Origin of the sequence: Streptomyces sp. NPDC058662 (assembly GCF_042716255.1) — a bacterium.
GTDB lineage: Bacteria > Actinomycetota > Actinomycetes > Streptomycetales > Streptomycetaceae > Streptomyces.
Genome location: NZ_JBHXRU010000002.1, coordinates 36,085 through 54,535 on the forward strand (window position 1 = coordinate 36,085; position 18,451 = coordinate 54,535).

General features: G+C 74.4%; 15 protein-coding genes. 9 read left to right on the forward strand and 6 right to left on the reverse strand.

Going from position 1 to position 18,451, the window contains the following annotated elements; translation table 11 throughout:
- Window positions 1–54: 54 nt before the first annotated feature.
- On the forward strand, window positions 55–1,338 hold the full coding sequence (locus ACFWUQ_RS01320) for an MFS transporter (RefSeq protein ID WP_384531409.1): 1,284 nt from the start codon (window positions 55–57) through the stop codon (window positions 1,336–1,338).
- 214 nt (window positions 1,339–1,552) lie between these two features.
- Here the strand turns inward: ACFWUQ_RS01320 and ACFWUQ_RS01325 are convergent, their stop codons facing one another.
- The 3 genes from ACFWUQ_RS01325 to ACFWUQ_RS01335 form a co-directional block, all read right to left on the reverse strand.
- Window positions 1,553–4,513 carry a hypothetical protein gene (locus ACFWUQ_RS01325; protein WP_384531410.1) on the reverse strand — a complete coding sequence of 987 codons (2,961 nt, stop codon included), beginning with the start codon at window positions 4,511–4,513 and terminating at the stop codon, window positions 1,553–1,555.
- Entirely contained in the window at window positions 4,514–6,376 is a 1,863-nt protein-coding gene (locus ACFWUQ_RS01330) for an HSP90 family protein (RefSeq protein WP_384531411.1), read from the reverse strand.
- Between the two features lie 237 nt (window positions 6,377–6,613).
- A complete protein-coding gene (locus tag ACFWUQ_RS01335) occupies window positions 6,614–7,591 on the reverse strand; it encodes a hypothetical protein (RefSeq protein WP_384531413.1) in 978 nt (325 codons plus the stop codon).
- 484 nt (window positions 7,592–8,075) lie between these two features.
- On the opposite strand from ACFWUQ_RS01335, the gene ACFWUQ_RS01340 reads away from it, so the two are divergent.
- From ACFWUQ_RS01340 to ACFWUQ_RS01355, 4 genes are read left to right on the forward strand one after another with little or no spacing between them, the layout of a single operon-like run.
- A complete protein-coding gene (locus tag ACFWUQ_RS01340; protein WP_384531414.1) occupies window positions 8,076–8,936 on the forward strand; it encodes an oxygenase MpaB family protein in 861 nt (286 codons plus the stop codon).
- 26 nt (window positions 8,937–8,962) lie between these two features.
- The gene (locus ACFWUQ_RS01345) at window positions 8,963–11,038 is read left to right on the forward strand and encodes a tetratricopeptide repeat protein (protein ID WP_384531416.1); all 2,076 of its coding nucleotides are present in this window, start codon (window positions 8,963–8,965) and stop codon (window positions 11,036–11,038) included.
- A complete protein-coding gene (locus ACFWUQ_RS01350) occupies window positions 11,035–12,660 on the forward strand; it encodes a phytoene desaturase family protein (protein WP_384531418.1) in 1,626 nt (541 codons plus the stop codon). Before ACFWUQ_RS01345 ends, ACFWUQ_RS01350 begins: the two co-directional genes overlap by 4 nt.
- Window positions 12,661–12,706: 46 nt before the next feature.
- Window positions 12,707–13,096, forward strand: coding sequence for a hypothetical protein (locus ACFWUQ_RS01355; RefSeq protein ID WP_384531419.1), 390 nt, complete (start codon window positions 12,707–12,709; stop codon window positions 13,094–13,096).
- 139 nt (window positions 13,097–13,235) lie between these two features.
- Here the strand turns inward: ACFWUQ_RS01355 and ACFWUQ_RS01360 are convergent, their stop codons facing one another.
- The gene (locus ACFWUQ_RS01360; RefSeq protein WP_384531421.1) at window positions 13,236–14,462 is read right to left on the reverse strand and encodes an FAD-dependent monooxygenase; all 1,227 of its coding nucleotides are present in this window, start codon (window positions 14,460–14,462) and stop codon (window positions 13,236–13,238) included.
- A gap of 89 nt (window positions 14,463–14,551) precedes the next feature.
- Here ACFWUQ_RS01360 and ACFWUQ_RS01365 point away from each other — a divergent pair, with 89 nt between their 5' ends.
- Window positions 14,552–15,403, forward strand: coding sequence for a TetR/AcrR family transcriptional regulator (locus tag ACFWUQ_RS01365; protein WP_384531422.1), 852 nt, complete (start codon window positions 14,552–14,554; stop codon window positions 15,401–15,403).
- A gap of 109 nt (window positions 15,404–15,512) precedes the next feature.
- Here the strand turns inward: ACFWUQ_RS01365 and ACFWUQ_RS01370 are convergent, their stop codons facing one another.
- Window positions 15,513–15,851 (reverse strand): YciI family protein, encoded by a 339-nt coding sequence (locus ACFWUQ_RS01370; RefSeq protein WP_384531423.1) that lies wholly within the window; start codon window positions 15,849–15,851, stop codon window positions 15,513–15,515.
- Between the two features lie 205 nt (window positions 15,852–16,056).
- Between ACFWUQ_RS01370 and ACFWUQ_RS01375 the strand changes: the two genes are divergently transcribed.
- The 3 genes from ACFWUQ_RS01375 (at window position 16,057) to ACFWUQ_RS01385 (ending at window position 17,758) form a co-directional block, all read left to right on the forward strand.
- Window positions 16,057–16,299, forward strand: coding sequence for a hypothetical protein (locus tag ACFWUQ_RS01375; RefSeq protein ID WP_384531425.1), 243 nt, complete (start codon window positions 16,057–16,059; stop codon window positions 16,297–16,299).
- Complete coding sequence (locus tag ACFWUQ_RS01380) at window positions 16,283–17,083, forward strand: maleylpyruvate isomerase family mycothiol-dependent enzyme (RefSeq protein ID WP_384531426.1); 801 nt, start codon at window positions 16,283–16,285, stop codon at window positions 17,081–17,083. Before ACFWUQ_RS01375 ends, ACFWUQ_RS01380 begins: the two co-directional genes overlap by 17 nt.
- Window positions 17,084–17,179: 96 nt before the next feature.
- Complete coding sequence (locus tag ACFWUQ_RS01385; protein WP_384531427.1) at window positions 17,180–17,758, forward strand: dienelactone hydrolase family protein; 579 nt, start codon at window positions 17,180–17,182, stop codon at window positions 17,756–17,758.
- Window positions 17,759–17,876: 118 nt separating this feature from the next.
- Here ACFWUQ_RS01385 and ACFWUQ_RS01390 read toward each other — a convergent pair whose 3' ends face one another.
- Window positions 17,877–18,413, reverse strand: coding sequence for a hypothetical protein (locus ACFWUQ_RS01390; RefSeq protein ID WP_384531428.1), 537 nt, complete (start codon window positions 18,411–18,413; stop codon window positions 17,877–17,879).
- Between the last annotated feature and the right edge of the window lie 38 nt (window positions 18,414–18,451).

Sequence of the window (18,451 nt, forward strand, 5' to 3'; positions counted from 1 at the left end):
CAGACAGCCGTTCGACCATGAAGATCACGACATACAGTTGGGTTTGGAACAGCCATGAAAGATCGTTCGGCAGGTCACACCGCGCCGGTGACGTCGCCCCCCGTCCAGGACCGGCCCGCCGAGGAGCCGTCGGCCGGCGGGCCGGCGATCTGGTCGCGTAATTTCCAGTACTACTTCGTCGCGCGCAGCGCGGGGCTGCTCAGCTGGGCGATGCTGCCGGTCGCCGTCTCGGCCGGTCTCCTCAGCGGCGGATACGGCCTCGCCACCGCCGGCTACTCCATGGCGTTCCTCGTCGCGCCCTTCGCCGGCCTCGTCCTGTTCGGCGGAGTACTCGCCGACCGGTTCACCGCCCGCCGCATGATGATCATCGCCGACCTGGCCAACCTCACGGCCCACATCCTGCTCGCCCTGCTCTTCATCAACGGCATCGACCACCTCTGGCAGCTCTACGCGCTCCTGGTCGTCGCCGGCACCGCCAACGCCCTCTTCCAGCCGGGCGCCTCCTCCACCGTCCCCCTCGTCTCCCGCGACGTCCAGGGCGCCAACGGAGTCCTGCGCACCTCCGAAGCCATCACCGGCCTCGGCGGCCCCGCCCTCGCGGGCACCCTCGTCGGATTCGGCTCCACGGGCTGGGTCATGGTCATCTCCGCCCTCGCCTACGGCACGAGCGCCGTCTGCCTCTTCGCGCTGCGCCTGGGCTTCGTCCCGGCCCCGCCCCCCGGCCAGAGCCTGTGGCGCAACCTCGCCGTCGGCTGGCACGAGTTCCGCTCCCGCACCTGGCTCTGGGGCGTCATCGCCATCTGGATGTTCTACGCCATCCTCTCCTGGGGCCCCCAACTGTCGGTAGCGGCAGGCGTCATCGTCCCCCTGCACGGCGCCAGTGCCTTCGGCCTCCTGAACGCCGCCCTCGGCGCGGGCACCATCGCCGGCGGCCTCCTCGCCATCCGCTACAAGCCCCGGCGCCCCCTCGCCGCCGGCGCCGCGGCCATGCTCGCCTACCCCCTGTACCCCCTTGGGATCGTCCTCGACTGGCCCGTCCTCGCCCTCGCCGCCGCCCAGATAGCCGTCGGCACCGGCATCGGCATCTGGGGCGTCATGTGGGCCACCAGCGTCCAGACCCAGGTCCCCGGCGAAGTCCTCAACCGCGTGCACGCCTACGAGGTCGCCGGCTCCGTCGGCATGTACCCCATCGGCAGCGCACTCGCCGGCCCCGCCGTCAGCGCCTTCGGCACCGACCAGGTCCTCCTCGTCGGCGTCGTCGTCAGCTTCCTCACCGCCGTCGCCCTCCTCGCGGCCCGCCCCATCCGCACCCTCGAACGCGTCCCCGACCGCACCTGAACCCCGCCGGGCACCGGCCCGGGAAGGAGCCGCCGCGTCCAGGACAGGGACGCGGCGGCTCCGGCACGCCCCGAGCGGGGCGGCCCCGCGCGGCCGGCGTCGGCAGCGGTACACGGCCGGACGCCCGGGGCCCGGACGCCGGAGCCTCGGATGCCGGATGCCGGATGCCGGATGCCGGATGCCGGATGCCGGAGGCCCCGGCCGGTCGGCGCCCTCAGGCCGCCGACCGGTTCCGGTAGTCCTGCCGCAACGCGTCGAGGATCCGGGCGGCCTCGGGCAGGTCCGCCCGCCGGCAGCGCGCCGCGGCCGTCGTCAGCCGGGTGACGGCCGCCTCGTACCGGCCGAGCCCGTTGCCCTCGATCAGGGCGGCCATCCGCACCGCTTCGGCGCGCGCCACCTCGCCGTGCTCTCCGCCCCGCTCGTGCGCGGCGACCGCGGCCTCGGCCTCGGCCAGCGCCTCGGCGAAGCGCTCGGCCTCCGCCAGGACCCGCGCACGCTGGTAGTGCACGGCGCCCTCCTCGTGCCAGGACGCGGAGTCCGCGCCCTGCGGCACGGCGAGCCGGACCGCGTCGGCCCGGGCCAGGTGCTCCAGCGCCGCGTCGAGGCCCTCGGCCCCGCGGGACCGCACGACCAGACGCGCGAACTCGCACATCATGTGCACGATCAGAGCCGGGTTCGGCGCCTCGGCGTGCGAGGTCACGGCCCGCTCGTACGCCGTGGCCGCGGCCTCCCAGCGGTCGGCCATCGCCAGGGTGGCGGCCGCCTCCGCCGCCACCATGGTGTGGACCGCGCGGTCCTCCTCCCAGCCGGCGACCCCGTCCGCCAGCCGCAGGAACTCCTCGGCCGCGGGCAGGTACTCCTCCAGCTCCCGCAGCCCCCGGGCCAGGGTCAGCCGGGCCTGCGCGAGAAGCCGCTCGTCGAGCGAGGACGCCGCCTCCTCGGCCAGTACGGACTCCAGGACCGCGACGGCGTCGGCCTGCTGCCCGGCGCGCGCCAGCACGTCTGCGAGCTGGAGCCGGATGTCGGCGGCCGCGTCGTGCGCCCCGTCCTGGTCGAACCGCGCCGCCGCCTCCGAAAGGTGCCGCACGGCGCCGCCGGAGTCACCGAGGTGCGAGGCGGCATGACCGAGCAGCGCGTACGTCGGAGCCATCGCGAAGTCCGTGTCGTCGTAGCGGACCGCGTCGGTGATCGCCCGGTGCAGCAGCTCCACCGCCTCCGCCGGCTCGTCCTTGGACAGCAGGACCTGCGCCAGCAGCGCGCGCGGGCGCGAACCCCGCCAGGGCCGCCCGGAGGCGTCCACGTCCTCCAGCGCCGCGCGCAGCTCCGCCTCGGCGCGCACGGTGTCGCCGCGCCGGGCGGCCATGTCCGCCGCGAACTGCCGCGCGTTGGCCACATGGTGGGGTACGGCCAGCTGCTCCGCCGCGGCGCGCAGCAGGCCGGCGAACTCCTCGAACCGCTCCGCGGCCGGACCGGAGGCCTCCGGCAGGCTCCGCAGTGCCTCCTGGTAGGCGGCGAAGGTGCAGGAGTACAGCACGGAGAGGTACTCACGGACCCGGTCCTCCGCGTCGCTCCCGTACGACGCGGCCTCGCCGTCGCCGGCGGCATCGTCCGTGAAGGGGAGCGCGGCGCGCAGGCGTTCCGCCGCGCGCAGGGCGTCGTCGACTCCGGCGCGGACGTCCACGGCCTCGTCGGAGGAGGTCGTCCAGGCGAGGGCGCGGGTCCGGGCGGACAGCGCGTGCCAGTCCATCGAGAGCCGCTCGAAGAGCTCGGCGGCCCGCTCCAGTTCGGCGATGCCCTCCTTGTCGCGGTCCTCCTGGGAGAGCCGGTACGCGCACTGCTCGGCGAGCTCGGCCCGCAGCAGCTCCTCGGGGCCGAGCCGCTCGTCGTGGGCGGCGCTGCCGTCGGCCAGGCGCTCGGCGGCGCGGGCCCAGAGCCGGGTGCTGCCCGGGTGCCCCGAGCGCGTCAGGCGGCGTGCCTCGCCCACCAGGGCGACGAAGTCCTCGGGCACCTCCGGACCGGCCGCGGGCGCGGATGCGGTCAGGGCGCCGCCGGCCGGGGCGGAGCGGGCGACGGACGTCCGCAGCCCCAGCGGCAGCGGCGCGGGGAGCAGCGGCCGCTGCGCGAGGCGCACCCGGCGGTGGCGGCCGACGGCCGTGGTGCCGTTGCGCGTGTCGAACGCCTCGGTGAGCCGGTCCGCCTCGGCGCGGACGTGGGTGAGGAGCGCGGCCGCGGTCCAGTTCCGTCCGGGCGGACCGGCGACCGGCGTGTCGCCGTGCCCGTCCTCGGTCAGGAGGGCGAGGAGTACCTCGACGCCGGTGAGGAAGCCCAGGTGGGACAGCGGAGCCCCGGTCGCCTCGAACAGCGGACGGTTCTCGGCCAGGATCTCCAGCCCCCGCCCCTCATTGCGCGACAGCGCGCAGAACTCCACATGCAGGCCGACCTCGTCCTGCATGCCGGTGTTGCCGCGCACCCGCCGGTAGCCGGCGAGGTGGTGGGAGCGGGCCTCGTCCGCGCGGCCGACGCGCAGCAGTGGCAGCAGGGCGCGCGCCTGGCTCATCTGCGGCTCCTCGCTGCAGCCCGCGGACCCGTCGAGGACCGGCCGCCACTCCTCCAGGGCGCCGGCGTCGTCGCCGGACGTCAGCCGGTGCCAGGCGAGGTGCCGGATCTCGCAGGCCTCGCAGTCGCTCAGCCCGGTACGGGGCCGGGTGACCCACAGGTCGTAGGCGTCGGGTACGCCGGAGCCCGTGTGCCGCGCGACGTGGTAGCGCATCGCGGCCACCGGCTGCATGCCGTGGTCGGCGTCCTCGTAGCGGCCGCGCATCCGGTCGATCCAGCCGCGGACGGTCGCCAGCGGCACCTCGGGCACCTGCAGCAGGGACGTCGTCACCCACTTGAAGCGCCAGAAGACCTGGTGGGCCTCCCACTCGCTGAACGATTCCGGAGCGGTGTCCCACAACTGGAGCAGCCGGGCGAAGGCCACGGGCGACTTGCGGTGCTCGCCCGTGAACTCGTACGCCGACATCAACTCCATCAGGGCGGTGACCAGGACGTCGGGCTTCTCGAAGGGTTCGGCGGCCTCGACGAGCTCCTCGGCGGTGATGGTGCGCTGTGTGCCGTGGGGGCGGTCGTTGTTCTCGCGCAGCGCCTCGACCACGGCCTCGGGGGTGTCCAGCATCTACAGTTCCTTCCGGGGCTCGGAGCCGGGCGCCGCCGGGCCGGGGTGGTGCATGGCGTGGGTGAGCAGGCCGATGAAGGCCCGGTTGAGCAGGGCGCTCTCGCCTGCTCGGAGCGGTCGGCGGCTGAGGAGCAGGGCCTGCCCGTAGAGGGCCTCCGCCGTCGTGACCGCCAGTCCCCGCTCCGTGATCGTGATCGCCTGGCGGACGAGCGGGTTGAGGTGGTTCAGGACGAGCTGGGCGCGCGGGGCCTCGTGACGCAGCGAGCCGAGGATGTCGGCCCACAGGCCGTCGCTGTCGGCGGCGAGGCCCGACCGGGTCCGCTCGTGCCGCGCCTCCCGGTTGTCCAGGAGCAGCGCGGGGGCGGTGACGGGCTGGAAGTCCCGCAGTACGACGTCGCAGTCGTGGACCCCGATCGTCTGCCGGGCCACGGCGAGGAAGGCCGCCGCGCGCAGTTCGGCGGCCGGGTCGACGGCGTCGAGATGGGCGGTGACGGTGGCCGGGTCCAGGTCGGCGACGGCCGTGCCCGGGCGGATCTCGGGCAGCCGGTGCACCAGGTCGCGGTCGTAGGTGTAGCCGCCGTTGACGACGCCGAGGCCGGCGGCCGAGGCGATCGGGGCGACCTGGCGGAACTCCTCGACGCTACGGGTGACCAGCAGGGTCGGGTGCGTGCGCGCGAACTCCTCCAGCGTGACGTTGCCGTCGGTGGTCTCGAACGGGAGCCACGGCAGCACGATGCGCAGCAGCTCGTCGTCGTAGCGGGCGAGCGCCTTGACCGCGAGGTGGTGCGTGTCGATGAAGCGGTGCAGCAGGGACGGGTCGCTGGCGGCGAGCCCGGTGAGCCAGTCCCGGATCCGGTCCCCGAGGGCGTCCCGTACGGCGGACAGCGTGCCGTCCTCGTACAGCGCCTCGCGGGACGCGGTGGGCCGCAGGCTGGTGGTGTCGACCACGCAGCGCACGAAGAACGCCCACTCCGGCAGCAGTTCGGGCGCCTGGTCCGTGAGCAGCATCCCCTTCAGGTGCACGCGGTGTCCCGCCCGCTGGGCGGGGCTCATCGCGGTGGGGAGCACATAGGCGACGCCGCGCAGTCCGGCCGCCGGGAGATCGAGCTCGACGCTGTCGAGCGGCGTGAAGCCGAAGTGTGTGCGGCAGTACGCCGTCAGAGCCTCCCGGCGGGCCAGCGGGGAGCGGTGGGCCTGCTCCCACGGGGGTGTTTCGTTGACCCGGTGGGCCTCGCCGCGCGGGCCGACGACGGTGACCTCGTGCCGCAGCAGACCGCCGTAGTGCCGGGCCAGGGAGACCACCTGCTCCGGGCTGGTCCATTCGACGGTGTCGGCGCGCGGCACGAGCCGGACGGTGGTGCCGGGCTCGGGCACGGCCGAGGCGGGCAGCGTGCGGATGGTGTAGCGGCCGTCGGAGTGGCCGCGCCACTCGACGGCGGGCGCCGACGGGTCCGCCGCGGACCGGCTGAGCACCGTGATCTCGTCGGCCACGACGAAGCAGGCGAGCAGCCCGATGCCGAACTGGCCGATGAACTCGCCGCGGGCCGCGTCGAGCCCGGCGCCGTCCAGGGAGCCCTCGGCGGTCCGCTTCGAACTGCGCCCGATGGTGGCGAGGAAGCGGTGGACGTCGGCCTCGGTCAGGCCGATGCCCGTGTCGGTGACGGTGAGCGTGTCACCGGTGCGCACCGTGATCGTGCCGGCCGCGCCGGGCTCGACCGCCTGGCGGGCGGTGATGGCGTCCACGGCGTTCTGCAGCAGCTCGCGCAGGTAGACGCGGGGACTGGAGTAGAGGTGGTGGGAGAGCAGGTCGACCAGACCGCGCAGATCGACCTGGAAGGTGTGGGCGGACTCGGAGTGGGGCACCTGGCGAAGTCTTTCGGTGGGCGCGTCCCGTGCGCGCCGTGGACGGCGCGGGCGGGACGCGGGGCGAGGGGGCACGTGGACGGAGTGCGGGGCACTGGGAGTGCGGAGCGTGGGGAGTTCGCAGCGCCGGGAGTTCGGAGCGCGGGGAGTTCGGAGCGGGAAGTCGGGAGCCGCGGGGCGCCCGCGGCGGCCGTACGGGCACGGGCCGGGCGGCGTGCGTGCGCGGCCCGTCCGGGGTCAGCGGCCGACGGACGAACGCAGCTTGCGGTAGGCCGCGGCCGGGTCGGAGGAGTCCAGGTAGTACCAGGGGAATCTGCTGACGCAGCCGTCGGTGAGCCGGAAGCACTCCCGGGCGGCGACACGGTCCCCGGCCAGCGAGAACGCCATGGCGAAGGTGTTGACCACCGGGAGCCAGGTCTCCCGGAGGACGAAGTCCGGGTGCCGGAAGGAGTGGTCGGCGGCCTGCCGCAGGGACGCCGCCACCTCGGGCCGGGCCATGTAGGCGCCGTCCGGTCCCGAGTCGAGGGCCAGCCAGTGCTCGATGTGCGCGATGGCGACGAGCTGGCCCAGGTGCGTGCCGGGGGGAGCGCCGAAGGCGGACGCGCGCGCGAAGGCGTGCATCTCCTCGTGCGAGCCGCCCCACTTCTCGCAGAGCTGCTGCAACCGCTGCTGGTGCGCGCCCAGGTGGTGGGGGTCCCGCCGCACCGTCGCCTCGAACCGGCGCCGCGCGACGGTCTTCTCGACCTGGAGGCCGCGGCCGGTGATCTGCAGTCCGTACCAGGGCGAGATCCACTGCGGTTCGCGCTCCGCGGCTTCGTACAGCCATCGCTCGGCCGTGCGCAGCCGGGCGTGGAACACCTCGAACTGCTCGCTTGAGACGTGCGCCGCCCGGGCGCCGGTGCGGGCCTCCCACCCCCAGCTGATGTGGCGGACGCCGGCCACCAGCCGCGGCAGCGCCGCCTCCGGTTCCGCTTCCACGACCGCGGGCATCCACCGCTCCACTCCCGCGGTGTCGCCGACGGCCCACAGCAGCTCCGTCCGGTCCGCGCTCTCAGGGCGTGCTTCGAGCACCGCCCGTACCGTGGTCCAGTCGGCCGCCGCGGCGGCCTCCCGTACACGCCGCACCTCGGGATCGCCGGAATCCTCGTACACCCGGGCGACGGGCCGGCCGGCCCATTTCCCCAGCGTGAGCCCCCATTCGCGGAGCACCGCCATGTCCCCACCCCTTGCCGCGTTCGAACAGGGGCCGATGATCACTCCCCCGTAGGCGTAGTCACTATCACGGGCGACGGACAATCGCACATCCGTTTCCCTCGGCTCCGCTCGGGGTCGGCTTCGGACCGGTACAGACACATGGGCCCTCCCAGGGGAACCACGGGCACGGGCGGACCCCGGGTGCGGGTGGCGGTCCGGGGCGCACCGAAGCTGTGCCCGCGGTCACCCGTCCGCGGGTACGCCGTAACGCCGTCCTGACGGCGGCGGGCCGAGTCTTGACGCGGTGCTGACGTGGGTAGCCTGGAAATCCGCCGGGCACCTGCCACAGGGAGGTACGGGGATGGACGCGGGAGCGGGAGCGGGAGCGGGACGGCGACCAGGACCGGGACGGGGTGCGGGCGGCCGCCCGGCGGGGGGAGCGCTCGCGGGGCCGGGTGCGGGCCAGGACCCGGGCCGCGCCCCCGACCCTGACCCCGACCCCGGCTTGTACGGGCCCTCGTCCGTCACCTGGCAGTGCCACGGCGACCCGATGATGTGGATCGCCGGTATCCGCGCGCTCTACCTCCAGGCGCTGCACCCGCGGGCCGTACGCGCGGTCAGGGCGAACTCCGACTTCGAACGCGATGCCTGGGGCCGCCTGCTGCGCACCGCCGACTTCGTCGGCACCCTCACCTACGGCACCACCGAGGCCGCCGAGCGCGCCGGCGGCCGGGTCCGCGAGATCCACCGGCACCTGTCCGCCACCGACCCGGACACCGGCGAGCGCTTCCCCGTGGACGACCCCGCCCTGCTCCTCTGGATCCACTGTGCGCAGATCGACAGCTTCCTGCACGTCCTGCTCCGGTCCGGCATCCCGCTGAGCCCCGCCGACGCCGACCGCTACGTCGACGAGAACCGCGTCAACGCGCGCCTCGTCGGCCTCGACCCCGCCACCGTCCCGGCCGACACCGCCGGCCTGGCCGCGTACTTCGACGCGGTCCGCCCCGAGCTCGCGGCAGGCCCCGACGCCCGCGCCGTGGACGGCTTCCTGCGCGGTCCGCCCGTCCACCCCCTCCTCGTCCCTGGCCGAAACCTGCTGTGGCGACCGCTGGCCGGACTCGCGTACGGATCCCTCCCCGGCTGGGCGCACCAGCTGTACGGGCGCCCCGCACCGACCCCTCGTACCGTCACCCGGCGCCTGCGCCTCACGGGCCGCGCGCTGCGCACCGTTCCCGCAGGTCTGCGCTGGCAGCTGCCGCCAGGTCACATCTTGAAAGCGATGCGCCGCATGGGCCCCGGGAGTCGCCCCGCCCCGTACACACTGCGTACATCAGCGGCCATACTGGACCGGCCGGGGAGGGCGTAGCACGACGACGGGGGCGGCTTCAAGACATGGCGGAGTCCAGACTGATCCAGGGCCGGTACCGGTCGCTCGACCTGATCGGCCGCGGCGGCATGGGCGAGGTGTGGCGGGCCCGCGATGAATCGCTGGGCCGACAGGTCGCGGTGAAGTGTCTCAAACCGCTCGGTCCGGAACAGGACGCGCACTTCACCCAGGTGCTGCGCGAGCGGTTCCGCCGGGAGGCCCGCGTCGCCGCGTCCCTCCAGCACCGGGGCGTCACCGTCGTCCACGACTTCGGCGACGACAGCGCCGCGGGCGGCCCCCTCTACCTGGTCATGGAGCTCCTTGAGGGCCGCAACCTCAGCCAGCTCCTGGAGGACAACGACACCAGGCCGCTGCCGGTGGACGTGGTCGTCGACATCGCGGAGCAGATGGCGGCCGCCCTGGGCTACACCCACGACCAGGGCGTCGTGCACCGCGACCTGAAACCGGCCAACATCATGCGGCTGACCGACGGCACCGTGAAGATCTGCGACTTCGGCATCGCCCGCCTCGCCCACGACATCGGCTTCACCGCCAAGCTGACCGGCGGCGGGATGGCCATGGGCACCCCGCACTACATGTCCCCCGAGCAGATCGCGGGAGGCGAGGTCGACCACCGCAGCGACCTCTACTCCCTGGGCTGCGTCCTGTACGAGATCGCCACCGGCGCCCCGCCCTTCGACCTCGGCGACTCCTGGTCGGTGCTCGTCGGGCACCGGGACACCGCACCCGTACCGCCGCGCGAGCACCGCCCCGAGCTGCCCGGCTACTTCGACCAGGTGGTACTGGACCTGCTCGCCAAGCGCCCCGAGGACCGGCCGGGCGACGCCCGCCACGTCCACCGGCGGCTCGTCGAGGCCCGGGTCGGCCCCAGCGGCCCGCCCGGTGCGCCGACCCCGCTGCCGGCCTGGGCGCACGGCATGACCGCCGGGCGCAAGGCCGGCATCGAGCCCCGCCCCGAGAGCGGCGCCTGGGCGGTGCTCACCGGGTCCTGGACCGCCGCCGAGCCCATCGCCCCGCACGCGAGCGGCCCCCGGCCGATCGTCCGCCCCGAGCCCGGCCGGGACCCCCGCCTCACCGCCGCGTACGGCCTCCCGGGCCGGCCGCACGGCCCCGGGACGGGCGCCGGCGCGCTCGCGGCCGGGCACACCCACGCCTTCGCCCTCAGTCGCGCGGGCCGTCCCGAGGAGGCGCTCGCCGTCTACACGGCCGTCGCGGACGGGCGCGCCCGGGTCCTCGGCGCGGACCACCCGGACACTCTCGCGGCCCGCCAGGAGGCCGCGTACGAACTGGGCCGGCTCGGCCGCCCCGCGGAGGCCTACGCGATCTACCGGGCCGTGCTCGACGCCCGCGACCGGACGGCCGGCCCCCGCCATCCCGACACCCTGCGCTGCCACCACAACCTGGCCTGCGCCCTCGGGGCCCTCGGCCGGCACGCGGAAGCGCACGCGGCTGCGGCCGAGGTCGCCGCCGGGCGGGCCGCGGTCCTCGGCGACGACCACCCGGACACCCTGCTGACGCGTTACGAGGCCGCGTACGCGCTCGGCCGGCTCGACCGCTGGGAGGAGGCGCTGACCGGCTTCCGCGAGGTCGCCGGCGCGCGGGAGCTCGTCCTCGGCCGCGACCACCCCGACACCCTCGCCGCGCGCTACGAGGTGGGCGTGGCCCTCGGCCGCACCGGGCGGCACGCCGAGGCCCTCGAACTCTTCCGGGCCCTCGTCCGGGACCGCACCCGCGCGTACGGGGCCGCCGACCCGGAGACCCTGCGCGCCCGGCACGTCCTCGGCGTCAACCTGGGCCGGCTCGACCGCTGGGAGGAGGCGGTGGAGGAGGCCCGGCAGGTCTGCGGGGCGCGCGCCGAAACCCTGGGCGCCGAACACCCCGACACCCTCGCCAGCCGCCGCGAGATGGCCGTCGGGCTGGGCCGCCTGGGCCGCTGGGAGGAGGCGCTGCCCGTCTACCGGGACCTGTCCGGCATCCGCGAGCGGTCCCTCGGCGACGACCACCCCGACACCGTCCTGGCCCACGCCGACGAGGCCCACTGCCTGGAGCGGCTCGGCCAGGTGTGCTACCAACAGCCATGACCACTTCGCGGGGTTCGGCACGGACAGGTCTCGACGACTTCGGCAGCGCGGTGTACGACGCGGTGATCGTGGGAGGCGGCCACAACGGGCTGGTGGCCGCCGCGTACCTGGCCCGGGCGGGCAAGTCCGTGCTCGTCCTGGAGCGGCTCGGCCACACCGGCGGGGCCGCGGTCTCCACCCGCCCCTTCGCCGGGGTCGACGCCCGGCTCTCGCGCTACTCCTACCTGGTCTCGCTGCTCCCGGCGAAGATCGTGCGCGATCTGGACCTGCGGTTCTCGGTACGCCGGCGCACCGTCTCCTCGTACACGCCCGTCGAGCGCGACGGGCGGCCCGGCGGGCTGCTGGTGGGCGGTGGCGAGGCGCGCACCCGGGAGTCCTTCGCGCGGCTGACCGGATCGGACCGGGAGTACGAGAGCTGGCGCGCCTTCTACGGCACCACCGCCCAGGTCGCGCGCAACGTGTTCCCGACCCTGACCGAGCCCCTGCCCACCCGGGAGGAGCTGCGGTCGCGGATCGACGACGAGGACGCGTGGCGGATGCTGTTCGAGGAGCCGCTGGGACGCGCGGTGGAGCACCGCTTCGCCGACGACCTGGTGCGCGGCGTGGTCCTCACGGACGGGCTGATCGGCACCTTCGCGGACGCGCACGACCCCTCGCTCGCCCAGAACCGCTGCTTCCTCTACCACGTCATCGGCGGCGGGACCGGCGACTGGGACGTCCCCGTCGGCGGTATGGGCGCACTGACCGACGCCCTGGCCGCCTCGGCGCGTGCGGCCGGCGCGCAGATCGCCACCGGCCACGAGGCGCTGCGCATCGACACGGACGGCGCCGGGCCCGCCGAGGTGCTGTTCCGGACGGCCACGGGGGAGGGGCGGGTCGCCGCGCGCAAGGTCCTGGTGAACGCCTCGCCCGCGGCGCTGGCGGGGCTGCTCGGCGAGAGCCCGCCGGCCGTTCCCGCCGAAGGGGCCCAGCTCAAGGTCAACATGCTGCTGCGGAAGCTGCCGCGGCTCCGCGACACGGCCGTAGACCCGCGCGAGGCCTTCGGTGGCACCTTCCACATCGCCGAGGGGTACGCCGAGCTCGCCCGGGCCCACGCGGAGGCCGCGGCCGGCGAACTGCCCTCCGTACCCCCGTCGGAGATCTACTGCCACTCCCTCACGGACCCGACGATCCTCGCTCCGGAGCTGGTGGAGCAGGGGTACCAGACCCTGACCCTGTTCGGGCTGCACACCCCGGCCAGGCTGTTCGCGCACGACAACCAGCAGGCGCGCGAGGTGCTGCTGACCGCCACCCTCGCCCAGCTCGACGCGCACCTGGACGAGCCGCTCACCGACTGCCTGGCCTTCGACGCCGACGGCCGGCCGTGCATCGAGGCCAAGACCCCGATCGATCTGGAGCGCGAACTGCGCCTGCCCGGCGGCCACATCTTCCACCGGGACCTGTCCTGGCCGTACGCGGAGACGGACGGCCAGGGCGCGGGTGACGGGGACAGCGCCGGAGCGCGCTGGGGCGTCGCGACCGGCCACCGCGACATCCTGCTGTGCGGCGCGGGGGCGGTGCGGGGCGGCGGGGTCAGCGGCATCCCGGGGCACAACGCGGCGATGGCGGTGCTGGGGCGCTAGTGCCGTGACCGTGAGGGTTCCCTGGGTGCTCTGCGATGATCGGCGGGTGAGCAGGCACGAGTGGGACGCGTTGACCGAGGCCGAAGAGGCGTTCATGGTCAATTCGTACGAGATCGACATCCTGGCCGGCGTGTGGGGCGATCTCGGCGACACTGATCAATCCCGACCGGTCAGCGAGCTCGCGGGAATTCTGCTCACTCTGGTCGACCGCGGGTGGATCGAGGTCCGTCGGGTCGCGCCGTGGACGTCCCCGGCCGGGGAGAACGGCTTCCAGCCGGGCGAGGTGATTCCTCGGGATCAGCTTCCGGGGATCCTCGGGGATGCCGCGAACTGGGAGTATCCCGACGACGGGGACTGGATCGGCGCGTTGACCCTGGTGGAGACCGAGGCCGGGAGGAAGATCACTCGTCTCTCGCCCGGGGAGATGGCCGAGTAAGGTTCCGAGTTGGGGATCCTTGGGCCACGGCCACGGCCACGGCCACGGCCACGGCTACCGTCACGGCCACCGCCGCCGCTTGCTGTTCGCCCCGGAGGAAGCCCGTGGTCGCGGCGCTGGGGGGCGGAGCGGGACGGGATCACTGTGCGCGGGCGCGCGGGGGCGCCCCGCCGGTTGCCGGCCGGGCGGGCAGGACGAAACCGTCGAACAGGGAGTCCAGGGCCCGCAGGGCGACGCGCTCCGGGGTGGCGCGCACGGCCAGGTCGCGGGCGGCCGCGGCGAGCGGATGGGTGACGGCGGCGAACCGGCCCGCGCGGCGGGCCCGGACGCGGATGGCGTCGGTGCGCGCGAGGCGGGCCCGGCTGTAGGCGGCGACGGCGGCCGGTACGTCGGCCCGGGCGGTCCGCTCCAGCAGGCGGGCCAGGACCACGGCGTCCTCGATGGCCTGGCAGCCGCCCTGGCCCAGGTTGGGTGTCATGGCATGGGCGGCGTCCCCGATCCAGGCGAGCCGGCCGCGGTGGTAGCGGGGCAGCGCGGTGGCCAGGTCGTACAGGTCGTGCCGCAGCACGGCCGCGGGGTCGATCCGCGCGATGATCTCGGGGATCGGGTCGTGCCAGTGGCCGAACCGGCGCCGGAGTTCGGCGATGACGTCGTCGGGGCGGTACCCCTCGGGCGCCACGGCGGTGGCGTACACGTAGACGCGGCCGTCCGCGAGCGGGACCACCCCGAAGCGTTCGCCGCGGCCCCAGGTCTCGGCCGCCGCAGGGGCCCCGGCGCCGCCCGCGCCCGTCCCGTGCGCGGGGGGCAGGACGGTGCGCCACGCGGTCTCGCCGCTGTGGCGCAGACCGGGGTGGTCGGGGAAGTACTGGCGCCGCAGGGGGCTGTGGATCCCGTCGGCGGCGATCACGACATCGGCGGTGAGCTCGCCGCCGGACGTACGGACCAGCGGGTCGCGGCCGTCCGGGTCGAGCACGGAGGTGACGGCCATCGCGTGGCGGACGGTGCCGTCGGGGAGTGCGGCGGCCAGCGCGCCGGTGAGGGCGGAGCGGTGCACGGCCAGCGGGGGCCGGCCGTAGCGGGCCGTCAGCGCGGCGGTGTCGGCGCGGCTCAACCAGCGGCCGTCGGGGCGGCGCACCCCCATCGCGGCGGGCACGGTCCCGCCGGCGACGCGGGCGGCGTCGAACCCGATGGCGTCGAAGGCCCGCAGCGCGTTCGGGGCGAGGACGATGCCGGCCCCGACGGCGGCCGGTCCGGCGGAGCGTTCGCACACGGTGACGCGCCAGCCCGCGCGATGCAGGGCCACCGCCGCCGTGAGCCCCCCGATGCCCGCACCCACCACGACCGCATGACGCGCGACCTCCGACACGGCGCACCCCACCTCTCCGTCTGCTCCGCATGTGCCTCTACATCCGTAGAGGCTCTCGTGGCCTCACTCTACAGCTGTAGAGTGAGGCCATGTCCACCCCTCCCCGCACCCCTCCCCGCACCCCGCCTGGCGGCCCTGCCGCGCAGCCGCCGCCCGCCGACCGCAGGACGCTCATCGCGGACACCGCGATCGCCCTCGTGGCCTCCTCGGGACTGCGGGGCCTGACCCACCGGGCCGTCGACGGCGCGGCCGCCCTGCCGGCGGGCAGCACCTCGTACTACTTTCGGACGAGGACGGCTCTGATCGGCGCGTGCTACCAGCGGTTGGCGGAGCTGGACCTCGCCGACTTCGACGACGGCGCCGGTTCGGGATCCGTTCCTGGCGGGAGCGCGGGTGCGGGGGGCGTTCCGGGTGCGGGTGCGCATGCGGACGCCGACCCGGGTGCGGGCCCGGGCGCGGATGTGGGCGCGGTCCGGGGTGCGGGACGTGTTCCGCCTGTCGGTCCGGCGCCGGTGCCGCCGGACCGGGACGCGACCGCGGCAGCCCTGGCGGAACTCCTGTACCGCTGGCTCACGGTGGGGCGCGCACGCCAGCTGGCGCGCTTCGAGCTCAGCCTGGAGGCGGCCCGCAACCCGGACCTGGAGACGGACTTCCACCGCGCGGGCCAGGGTTCGCGCGCCCGCGCCGCGCAGGCACTCGCCGCCCTCGGCGCCGAGCGGCCCGAGGAAGCGGCGGAACTGCTCATCGCCTGGACGGACGGTCTCCTCTACGACCGGCTCGCCGGCGCCCTGGCCCGGTCCCTGCCCGCGCCCGATCCCGCCGAACTCGCCTCCACCGTCCGCCGGATGCTCGACGCCGCCCTCGCCCCGCCACCCCGGGCGGTGCCCGCCGCCACGCCCGCGCCCGCGTCCGCGCCGCGACACCTCCCGGGTCCCGCCTGACCCACGGACTACCGGCAACCCGCCGCAGCCCACCCCGCGGCATGCCGACCTCGCGGGTCGCGGGCCGCGTACGGAACAGGCCTCAGCCGCAGGGCGGGGCGCCTCGGGTTCAGGCCATCGGGTCGGGCAGAATCTCCCGCACCTCCTGCGCACAACGGCACGCGGCCGCGATCTTGGCAGCCCACTCCAGCGCGTCCTCGCGTGTGGGCACATCGATGACCGAGAACCCGCCGAGCACCGCCTTGGTCTCCGGGTACGGACCCTCGGCAACAGTCCCGTCGACGGCCACGACGCTCGCCCGCTGACTCTCCATTCCACCGCCGAAGACCCATACGCCGGCGTCCTGAGCCTCCCGCACCACCGCGACCGAGGCCTCGACCACCTCGGGCAACTCTTCCTCGGACAGGACCATCGCACCGTCGTCGAACGAGATCAGGTACCGCGCCATCCGTGCCTCCTGAGCTGCCGGCCTTCCCGGGCGTACCGGGCTTTCACCCTACGATGCCAGCCCTCCTCGACGCCGGAGCTGTACCGCCGAGCCTGTTGGCCGCCGCCATGGCGGTGCGCGGCGATCAGGACCCCGTGCCGATCGTGGCCCTCGCGAAACATCAGCCGCACCGACAGCCAGATCACCGCCCTACTCCGACGGCAGAATGACGATCGTCTCGCTGGCCACCGAAGCCGGACTGCGCCGCAACAAGCTCACCCACACGCACACTGGCCTCAAGGACCTGTTCTACGCCCTGGTCAAGGCCCGCGCCCCCGAGGCGCTGCCCGACGCGGCGCGGGCCCACGCGGCCAAGCAGCAGCAGGACCTGGCCCGTGTCCGCGCTGTGAAAATCGCTGTCCGATCACCGGAGCACGGTGTAGACCTCCGGCGTGGAAAACAATCTTGAGTTCCCCGACCTGTTGCGACTGATCGATGAACGGTCGACCGCCTTCCGCGCCGTGGTCGCCGCCGCGCCCGGTCTCGACGCACAGGTGAAGACCTGCCCTGGGTGGACGCTGTTCGATCTGGTGAAGCACCTGGGCGGGGGAGACCGCTTCTGGGCCGCCATCGTCGGCGCGGGGCCCGCCGACGCGCCCCCGGCCGAGGCCGCTGCCGCGCGCGCCGCGCTGGAAGTGCCGCAGGAGCGTGAGGCCCTGCTGGCCTGGCTGGACGCGTCGACGCAGCTTCTGCTGGGCGCCCTGCGCGCGGCGGGACCGGAGAGCGGTTGCTGGACGTGGTGGCCCGCGTCGCAGTCACCGCAGACCGCCGGCGGCACCGCCCGGCACCGGGTCCAGGAGACCGCGGTGCACACCTACGACGCCCAGCTCGCCGGGGGCGCCCCGCAGCCGCTGCCGGTCGAGCTGGCACTCGACGGTGTGGAGGAGTTCCTGTTCACCGTCTGCGCAACGCCTAGTGCCTGGCCGCACAAGCCCACGGTCTTCGACTTCCACGCCGCCGAGGGCCGCTCCTGGCGCCTCACCGTCGACGGCGACGGCGCACGCACCACCCGCATCCCCGCGCCCCCCGCCGCGACCGGCGAGGATTCGGACGCAGCCGGCGCCTCCGTCCACGGCACGGCCAGTGAGCTGGTCCTCTACCTGTACGACCGGATCCAGGCCGACTCCTTGCACGTTGACGGAGACGCAGGGCTGCTCGACCTGCTCCGCGCCTGGGAGCCGGCGGAGAAGTAGGACGTAGCGGAAACGGTTGGCCGCCCCTGGAGACCGCCGGAGTGCAGGCCATACTCGCGTTGCGGCGCCGCTCGGGCACCGCACGAGGGGAGTGACATGGCTGAGGTGCTGATTCTCCACCACGGGTACGGGCTGACCGTCGGCGTCCGCGAGTTCGCCGAGCGTCTGAGACGGGCCGGACACACCGTCCACGTCCCGGACCTGTACGAGGGGCGCGTATTCGACAGCCTTGAGGAGGGCATGGCTTATGCCGAGGACATCGGGATCAGCACGGTCGTCGCACGCGGAATTGCCGCCGCCGAGGGGCTGCCTGCAGAACTCGTCTACCTCGGGTTCTCGCTGGGCGTTCTGCCGGCGCAGAAACTGGCCCAGACCCGCCCCCGAGCAAAGGGGGCGCTGCTGTTGGAGGCGTGCGTTCCGGTCACCGAGTTCGGTGGCGCATGGCCTCACAGCGTCCCGGTCCAGGTTCACGGCATGGACGAGGATCCGTTCTTCGCCGGGGAAGGGGACCTGGAGGCAGCCCGGGCACTCGCCGAGACGGCGACGGATGCCGAACTGTTCCTCTACCCCGGCGACAGGCACCTGTTCACCGACAGCAGCCTGCCGTCACACGACGAACACGCCGCAACGCAGGCCACCGATCGAGTACTGGACTTCCTCGACCGCGTCACATAGCCCGACCGCTGGCCGGGCTGGAGATCACCGGGTTCGTCGACCTGGTGGAGACGCCTGCGACGTCAGACCGAGTACGGGCCCACCCGCCTCGCCGCCGACCCCCGGCGCCCGCACGGTGTCACCCTGTTGTTCCAGCGTGTGGTTCCGGTAGCACCGGTGCGACGGGTTCGGTTGGCGTGTGGGGGTCGGCAGCGAGGCGGCGGGCCTCGTACGTGACCTCGGCGTTGACCTGGGCCACCGCGCTGTCGTCGTCTTCGAGGAAGGCGTACTCGTCATCGAGCTCGGCGAGCCGCTGGGTCGAGGGCAGGTCGTGTCCGTAGCGTCGGCGGATACGGAATGTCAGCTCCCACGGTGTCAGCTCGCCGGCGAGCATGCGGCGTGCGAGCGCTCGCGCGGCGGCTTCCCGGCCGGCGTCGCTGTCGACTGGATAGAAGTCGAGTCCGAGTTCGTCGAGCGCCACCGGGAGCAGGTCGTGCACGTCGTAGTCCGCCTCGGCGCTGGTGCAGGCTGCCAACACCCGAAGTCCCGGGCTGTCGAGTCCAGCGACGAGCGCGTCGCAGGCCGCGCTGACGACATCGCCGGCGGAGACCTCGCGCACGCTCCAGAGGGCGGCGCGGTCCTGTAGCTCGCTGGCTACTGCTTCGATCGACGACATCCGCCCATGATCCCTTCACCGTGGTGCCACGGTCGACC

What these genes read in the sequence shown, in the direction of transcription:
- ACFWUQ_RS01385 (WP_384531427.1), top strand. Translation starts at nt 17,180, where the DNA reads ATGGCTGAGGTGCTGATTCTCCACCACGGGTACGGGCTGACCGTCGGC.
- ACFWUQ_RS01335 (WP_384531413.1), bottom strand. Translation starts at nt 7,591, where the DNA reads ATGGCGGTGCTCCGCGAATGGGGGCTCACGCTGGGGAAATGGGCCGGC.
- ACFWUQ_RS01325 (WP_384531410.1), bottom strand. Translation starts at nt 4,513, where the DNA reads ATGCTGGACACCCCCGAGGCCGTGGTCGAGGCGCTGCGCGAGAACAAC.
- ACFWUQ_RS01370 (WP_384531423.1), bottom strand. Translation starts at nt 15,851, where the DNA reads ATGGCGCGGTACCTGATCTCGTTCGACGACGGTGCGATGGTCCTGTCC.
- ACFWUQ_RS01320 (WP_384531409.1), top strand. Translation starts at nt 55, where the DNA reads ATGAAAGATCGTTCGGCAGGTCACACCGCGCCGGTGACGTCGCCCCCC.
- ACFWUQ_RS01375 (WP_384531425.1), top strand. Translation starts at nt 16,057, where the DNA reads ATGACGATCGTCTCGCTGGCCACCGAAGCCGGACTGCGCCGCAACAAG.
- ACFWUQ_RS01345 (WP_384531416.1), top strand. Translation starts at nt 8,963, where the DNA reads ATGGCGGAGTCCAGACTGATCCAGGGCCGGTACCGGTCGCTCGACCTG.
- ACFWUQ_RS01365 (WP_384531422.1), top strand. Translation starts at nt 14,552, where the DNA reads ATGTCCACCCCTCCCCGCACCCCTCCCCGCACCCCGCCTGGCGGCCCT.
- ACFWUQ_RS01350 (WP_384531418.1), top strand. Translation starts at nt 11,035, where the DNA reads ATGACCACTTCGCGGGGTTCGGCACGGACAGGTCTCGACGACTTCGGC.
- ACFWUQ_RS01390 (WP_384531428.1), bottom strand. Translation starts at nt 18,413, where the DNA reads ATGTCGTCGATCGAAGCAGTAGCCAGCGAGCTACAGGACCGCGCCGCC.